The 7,267-nt window shown below is 49.3% G+C and carries 4 protein-coding genes and 2 pseudogenes; 5 read left to right on the top strand and 1 reads right to left on the bottom strand.

Translation table 11 applies throughout. The annotated features are described in order from the left end of the window. Positions 1-140: 140 nt before the first annotated feature. The 5 genes and pseudogenes from ACE1EY_RS00890 to ACE1EY_RS00870 form a co-directional block, all read left to right on the top strand. A pseudogene (locus tag ACE1EY_RS00890) lies at positions 141-398 on the top strand (transposase); the annotation flags it as partial. A gap of 919 nt (positions 399-1,317) precedes the next feature. Next, positions 1,318-2,310 carry an N-acetylmuramoyl-L-alanine amidase-like domain-containing protein gene (locus ACE1EY_RS00885; protein ID WP_373928023.1) on the top strand — a complete coding sequence of 331 codons (993 nt, stop codon included), beginning with the start codon at positions 1,318-1,320 and terminating at the stop codon, positions 2,308-2,310. 92 nt (positions 2,311-2,402) lie between these two features. Further along, positions 2,403-2,708, top strand: a pseudogene (locus tag ACE1EY_RS00880) (biotin/lipoyl-binding protein); the annotation flags it as partial. A 72-nt stretch (positions 2,709-2,780) separates the two neighbouring features. After that, positions 2,781-3,623: an HlyD family secretion protein gene (locus ACE1EY_RS00875; RefSeq protein ID WP_370299221.1), complete on the top strand. Its 843-nt coding sequence runs from the start codon at positions 2,781-2,783 to the stop codon at positions 3,621-3,623. Continuing rightward, complete coding sequence (locus ACE1EY_RS00870; RefSeq protein ID WP_370299216.1) at positions 3,623-5,731, top strand: peptidase domain-containing ABC transporter; 2,109 nt, start codon at positions 3,623-3,625, stop codon at positions 5,729-5,731. Before ACE1EY_RS00875 ends, ACE1EY_RS00870 begins: the two co-directional genes overlap by 1 nt. Positions 5,732-5,769: 38 nt before the next feature. Here the strand turns inward: ACE1EY_RS00870 and ACE1EY_RS00865 are convergent, their stop codons facing one another. Next, entirely contained in the window at positions 5,770-7,128 is a 1,359-nt protein-coding gene (locus ACE1EY_RS00865; protein ID WP_370299215.1) for a hypothetical protein, read from the bottom strand. Between the last annotated feature and the right edge of the window lie 139 nt (positions 7,129-7,267).

The raw sequence follows: 7,267 nt of genomic DNA, 5'->3' as shown, positions 1-7,267 counted from the left end.
GAACCCTTTTCAAGCAGCGCGCGCAGCGCCATCCTGTCGTCGGTCATCGTGTCCCTCTTTCGGTTGTCTAAGGTCGTCAAGAAACCTCAGATTACCGCGGGGCACGGTGGCCACTCTTACACCACGTCCGGGGACACGACCAAGCCATGCTGCAGTGGGCCGGAGATATCGGAGTCGAGCTCAAGCAAATTCAGCCCGGCAAACCACAGCAGAACGCCTATATAGAATCATTCAACGGCCGCTTTCGAGACGAATGCCTGAACGAGCACTGGTTTGTGAGTCTCGAACACGCCAAGCGGCTCATCGAGACCTGGCGACAAGAATACAACCGCGAACGGCCCAAGAAATCATTGGGCGGGCTAACACCCGCTCAGTACGCCAAACAGCTTGCGAAGTAGGCTGATAATTTACCCTTTGATTCCAGTGTTGAGTGCTACTGAAGACGGGGGGACGTCACATATCACGAGCGTCTGTTCGCGCCAACGCAAACCTTGGCGCTGTTCATGAGGCAGGCACGCAACCCGGATGCTTCGTATCAGGCCCCGGTCAATCGCCACGCTTTGGAACAGCTGGTTCACGGGTTACCACCCTGTAGCGCCTCGGCCTCGGCCGGTGCCCTCTGCAAAACGCGCAAACCCCTGACTTTGGCGCTGATCGGGTCGCTGGTGCGCCAAACTAGGTTCCTGGCTGCGAAGCGAACACCGGAAAAAGTGGCAATGAATGGCATGGACGGACCGTCAAACTATTGGATGGCTCCACCGTGACGATGCCACCAGATACGCCTGCCAATCAGGCCTGGTAATCCGTAGCCATCACATCAGAACCCGGCCTAGGTTTCCCGATTGCCCGCGTCAGTGCGTTGATCTGTCTATCCACCGGCATGATTCCGGAAAGCGCATGAGTACTCAGATGAATCAGAAACAGTGGCGAATTGGCCTTCTAGTTTACAGCTAACGCCCCTCCGATTTAGAGTAGCAGGCCGATATCCTGCTACATCAACTCTGCTTCAAGCACACTGTTCAGTTTCGGATGATCTGGAGTCACCAATTCGCACCGCTTGATGAGTGCTTTGATCAGCTACTCGTACTTATTGCGCTACAGTGCTTGGCTAACCGGCCAGACCGAGTCGAGCCAAGAACCGTAAAATGACGACCCAAACACATTCCGCTTCTCGCAGGAACAAGGGAACACGCGCGTTAGAATAGTGGAACTTATCGGTACCCGGAAAAACTTAAGTAAGCGCGATTCGGGGCTAAACTCAATTCAATATATGTGATCAAATAATCGCCTTGCGTATGTTTAGAACCGAGACATCCCTTGAATTTTCAGACAAACTTGACAACCATAGATACAGGAAGTTACAGCCTCGCTTGTTCCCTAGAACTAGGTAGGTGGACAGAAGAAGGGCTGTCAACGGCGCTTCTTAGAATGCAGGACAGTGAAATTCCACCGAGTGGCCGATTGGCATACTGGTCGTGGAAGTTTGTAGGTACACCGTTCGGATATGAGTCAGCACTGCAGCCTGTAGGGGAAAATGCCCTGCGCGTAAGACTTGCATCATTTGATTGCATAACGTTTATCTACAATGTGCTTGCCTTGGCCAATGCAGAAAATTTCCGATCATACGTTCAAAGACTTTATAAAATTAGATATCGATCTAACGACCGTGGGTTGCTTGAGAATAATGCTCAATATGGCAACTTTTTTGATTTCGCTTATGAGTCTCTTGTTCTAAATTGTATAAACGTCGGTTTTTTGGAGGATGTCACTGAAGAAATTGTTGGTAGCGCAAATCTGATATATGTAAGAATGAAATTGAAGCCCTTCTCTCGTCCAGCAGATCGAGATATTCTACAAGAGACTATCTATCCTCGATTCCCAGAGCATGAGATTAAAACAAGCGTAATTCCCGCTCAGCGGATAAAACAAATTCCGGCAAATCATTTTAAGTCGGGCGACATAATTCTGTTTACTCACGGCGCAGAGGACAAAAGTGGACTCCATAAGCAGTTTTTTGTCTGCCACGCTGGCGTCGCTTGGGTGCGAAGCGGGAAGGTGCTTTTAATGCATGCGACCAAAAACTATTACACTTCGGCGAATAGAATTCTAGAGCTGCGTGCTTCAGATTGCCTTTTCGGAGACCAAAGGTTTGCTCAGCCCGGCGTGGCTCTTGCCGGCGAATACTTAGGAGATCAGGCAACGCTGACTAGGAGGGGTGTCAAGTATTATGGATATTCCGCTGACAAGGAGCGCCTTATGGCTGACTACGCACATAACTTTCTCGGGATTAAAGTGTTGAGGCCATGCTAACCTGAAAATTAGCTTACTCGGACTCTTGAGTGCGAAGCGGGGTAGCTTACGGGACACATGGGGATGTAGTTATTCTCTTTAGAAAAGAAGTTATGCAACGTCGAACTGATCGCTTCTTTGAAGGTTCTGTTCTTCCCGGAGCTCGGATCGCTTCATGGCTTGTAGTAATAATAGTCTCTGTAGTTTTTGGTCTCTTACTCACAATCGTCTCGGGCGAGTACAACCGGCGAGCAACAGTCGATGGAGTGCTTCTATACTCTCCTGGTCAAGCTCGCATTCGGAGCGCGCGAGGTGGGCGTGTAATAGACCTCAGGATCACCGAAGGAGATGATGTCCAGGAAGGAGACATAATTGCAGTCCTGGATGTAAGCCGACCATCGGATGGCACTTCGGCCGCAGAGAATAAGATTCTGAGTATTCTAGAGAGATCAAGAGATCGATTGTTAAAGAAAATAGCATACCAGCGATACTTGGAAACTATAGCGATCCAGGTTTCAATTGAGGAGCTGCAGCATTATGAAGTGCAGTCTGGAAAAGCGAAGGTCTTGGTTGCGGGGGCCGAAGCACGCGTCGATATATTGTCATCCCAGCTGGTGCGTCAAAAGACCCTGCTTGCGCAGGGTGCAATTTCTCTCACTGAGGTGGACTTGGCGGCCAATCAATTGTTGGACGCACAGCAGGAGGCAAATACCCAACGATTGCGACTTGCCGAACTACTGGCAAGAGGAGATAGGATTCGCGCTGAACTCAATTCAATCCCTATTGAAGCTGAACTTTCGATCATGGAGACACAGGGAGAGTTGGAGGGCGTAAATAGAGCAATAGTTGAAACGCAAAGTGCCGAGAAAGCGGTCATAGTTGCAGAAACCTCAGGAGTTGTTTCAGCGATATTCGTCAATCAAGGTGATACATTGTCATCGGGGGATAGAATTCTCGATGTGGTGCCGCATAGTGCGTCGCTTCAAGCATTCTTGGTAATTCCAACGAGGGTGGCAGGCTTTATTGAGCCTGGTGCGACCGTCCATCTTCGCATTGATGCGTATCCATATCAGAAATTTGGTTTCATTGCGGCTGTGCTGAACACGCCCACCCAAAGAATTTTAGCTGCGCACGAATCTGTTGGGCCGCTCATTACTTTGGAGCCTTCCTTATTAGCAACTGCAGATCTTACGGAACAAGTGATTCATGCATACGGGACAGAAATTGCACTTAAGAATGGGTTAACACTTAAAGCTGACATAAATCAGGGCTCTCGACCGATCGTTCAGTGGATTTTGGATCCTATCTACGCAGTTGGCCGCAAAATTCTTTAATGTCTAATTTAAACTGGTTCGACACACCGCTATTAACCTGGGGAGGACGCGCGCCGGTTGTTCTTCAGACAGAAGCAGCAGAGTGCGGCTTGGCTTGCTTAGCGGTCATTGCGGGATATCATAGAAAGCGGCTTAGCCTGGGGCAGTTGAGACGGCTAATGGAAGTGTCCAGTCGCGGAACGACGCTCGCAGAACTGATTCAATTTGCGGCAAGGCTGGATTTTGGAGCTAGAGCACTTCGATTAGAACCAATTGATCTTGGCCAGATCAACTTGCCATGCATTTTGCACTGGGATATGGACCACTTCGTAGTTCTGGAAAAGCTCACCAAGCGCGGGGCACGAATCATAGATCCTTCTATCGGGCGTCGCCAGGTCTCGATGCGTGAGCTATCCGGGCACTTCACCGGAGTTGCCCTCGAATTAGTGCCACTTGACTCTTTTGAAGAGGAGAAAGTGCGGACAGAGTTGCGCTTTTCTTCTTTCTTCAACGGCGTTAGGGGCGTGCGCCGTGCGGCTGTAAAACTAATTTCGCTATCTCTGGCTCTCCAGACTGTAGGGCTTGCTCTTCCATTTTTCAGTCAGCTAGTAATCGACGAAGTAGTTCCCTCCCAAGACTGGGGGCTGCTTACATTATTAGTGGTTGTATTTTCTTTGCTCGCCGTGCTGGAGGTGGCCGTTGCGTCACTCCGGGCGTTTTTGATGATTTACTTTGGTGCACATCTGCAATTTTCCTGGGCAGGAAGAGTATTGCATCACTTGCTAAGGTTGCCCTTAAATTATTTTGAAAAGAGGCACCTTGGAGATATTCAGTCGCGCTTTCGCTCTGTGGCAGCAGTCCAGGATTTGGCAACAAACACGGTACTGGAAGTGTTCATAGATGGGATTATGGGGATTGCCATTGCAGCAGTTATGCTTGCTTATTCAGTCAAACTTGCCCTTGTTTCTCTTGCAGCCGTCTTTGTTTATGCACTAATTAGGCGTGTTCTCTACGCATACCAGCGCGATGCTGAAATGGCTTCGATAGTAGAGAAGGCGAGACAAAGCAGCCATCTCCTGGAAACGCTACGCGGTATTATGACAATTAAGTGCTACGCGCGGGAAGCAAACCGCGAATCAGCTTGGTTGACAAAGACTAGTAGAGCAATTAGGAGCTCAGCAGTTGCAGAGGCGTACGATGCAGGGCAGCGGCTGGTGAGTCGTTTGATTTTTTCTCTACAAGGCATATTCGTAGTGGCGTTGGCTGCACACCAAGTAATTGAAGGGGGGTTCTCTATTGGGATGCTGGTCGCCTTTCTAGCATATCAGGGACAATTCAGCTCGCGAACTCTTGGACTTGTGGACAAGTTTCTGCAGTTCCGCCTTTTATCAGTTCACTTGGACAGAATCGCAGACATTGTGCTGTCCGAGTCTGAACGAGGGTACGAAGAACCTATCGGTAGAAAGGTGGTTCCGACTGCAGGGCAGATATCAGCGAAGAATATCTCATACAGGTATACCATTGGCAGTCCGTATGTCTTCCAGAATCTGAGTATAAATGTTGAGGCCGGTCAATGCTTGGCAATATTCTCGCCGTCAGGGAGTGGCAAAACCACACTGATCAAGGTGATGATGGGGCTGCTCGAACCGTCAAGCGGTGCAGTATTGGTTGACGGAAACGACATTAGCCAGTGTGATCTAAGATCTTATAGGTCAAGAGTCGCCAGTGTTATGCAAGAAGATTCATTGCTTGCCGGTAGCTTAGCTGAGAATATTTCATTTTTTCATGAGAGGCCGGATTATTCTCGAATAGAAGAATGCGCTAAGGCAGCGGCGATTCATGACGAAATTGTTGCTATGCCCATGGGCTATGCGACACTCGTGGGGGATATGGGGACAGTCCTCTCAGGCGGCCAGAAACAAAGAGTGCTGTTGGCACGAGCTCTATACGCTCGTCCACGTATATTATTCTTGGATGAGGCTACTTGCCACGTCGATGGCGAACGAGAGGAAGAAATACATCACTCTTTGGGTAGATTGAGAATGACTAGAATTTTGATAACTCATCGACGTGAAACTCTCAAGATTGCGGATCAGGTCGTTAACATGAATGAGCTACAGGAGAAGTAGATCGAACATGTTGAAATCCCATTTTGCCTATAGTCTAATCAAAGAGAGGTCGTAGTTGAAATGTTCGGTCTGCAACTATTAATCCAGGTGTACTTGATACCATTTGTTCTGGCTGAGCCTCGTAACGCCTGAATGCATGCGAGCCTTAACAATAATTCAAGGTCTTTGCGATTATATCTATTGTCGCGAAATGCTTGAGCGGCATAAAATCCAAACGCATTGACCGAAGATCTTCGAAATAAGTTTTGACCAACTTCCAAACCGGCTTGCGGTTGCACGAATTCCGCATCGTTCGGGCTAATGGTGCGCGCTACGCCGAGGAGAGAATCGTAAGTAGGTGAGCCAAGAGGGTGGTTAAACTTGTCGCGCGCGTGGACGTGGCCAAAATCGACTAGTTGAGCCGCCTTTGGTTCCCAAGTTGCGGCATTCGCTAGCTGCAAATTTATCATTTCAAGAGGCCCTTCTCTACAGATTTGTGCGATTTGCAGAGCCTTTTTTCTCGCCCTGTCGCTAGTAATAGCGACTGGCTTACCCCCATAGATGAGCGTTGTTTCATCGTTAGACAACTCGTAAGCCAGGGATGGTGCTGCCGTCGAAAGGCCGTAGGACCTCAGGATCAGTTCGATGTGGAGCCGCACCGTTTCTTCTTCACTGCCGCTTCTTGGGAAGTCATAACCGTGCGGGTGACGCGAATGGGCCCTGCGAACCGTCGCAGCGGCAGGACCGGTTCCGTGCCAGCCCCCTACAATGTCGAAACCTAAGTCAATGACCGCGTAAACCGGAACGGTTGAGTATCCTGGTTCGGTCCTGCGAAAAATTCGATCCAGCAGCCATGCATAGAAATAATCGCCTAAGGATACTCCGAGATACTCCAATCCATTTGAATAAGGAGTTTGAGTAGCAATGGCGCCTGGCGCTACTCCTACTCCTTTCATGTCCAAGAACCTCGCACCAGTACCCCCTCCCCATACTTTCTCAACTGGCAGCACAAATGCTCGGCCATATCTAGTGGGTCTGACTGCCCTTTCGATGGGTGGTCCACATTTAATTGGTGAATTCACGCCTTCGCTCGCACTTTGCTGCAATGAAACGAAGGCGGCATTGTCCAAAATCCATTCGTCTAACGCGAGCGCACAGAGTTCGCCAGTTGCCCTGCATGTTTTACAGAAGAAATTTTCATACATCTTCTGAAACTTCTTTGTGCGCAATCCGGGGAAGTCATGCACCAGCGCGTCATAGTTGGCTATTGCCACCCGAGCTGACCGAACCGGAACGATAGGCTCGCGATAAGTACTTGTCTGGCAATTTTGCATTTCGTCCAATGAACGAATAAGTGGGGCTTTTGGGAAGTCTCTCCGTATACCAATTCCACTTATTGTCGGCGGCTTATAGGCCATCCCTTCACCTCCAAGACTAATTCTTTCGTGACCAATAATCGAGTTAACGAACAATAACCACACGCCAGTAGGCCAGTTAGCTGAAGCACCGCAGGGATTAATGCGGCTTGGCTACATAGCGCAACGCTACACTATCGCA

The sequence above is a fragment of the Abyssibacter sp. genome, from assembly GCF_964229365.1.
GTDB lineage: Bacteria > Pseudomonadota > Gammaproteobacteria > Nevskiales > OUC007 > Abyssibacter.
This window is presented reverse-complemented; position numbering and strand designations above follow the sequence as displayed.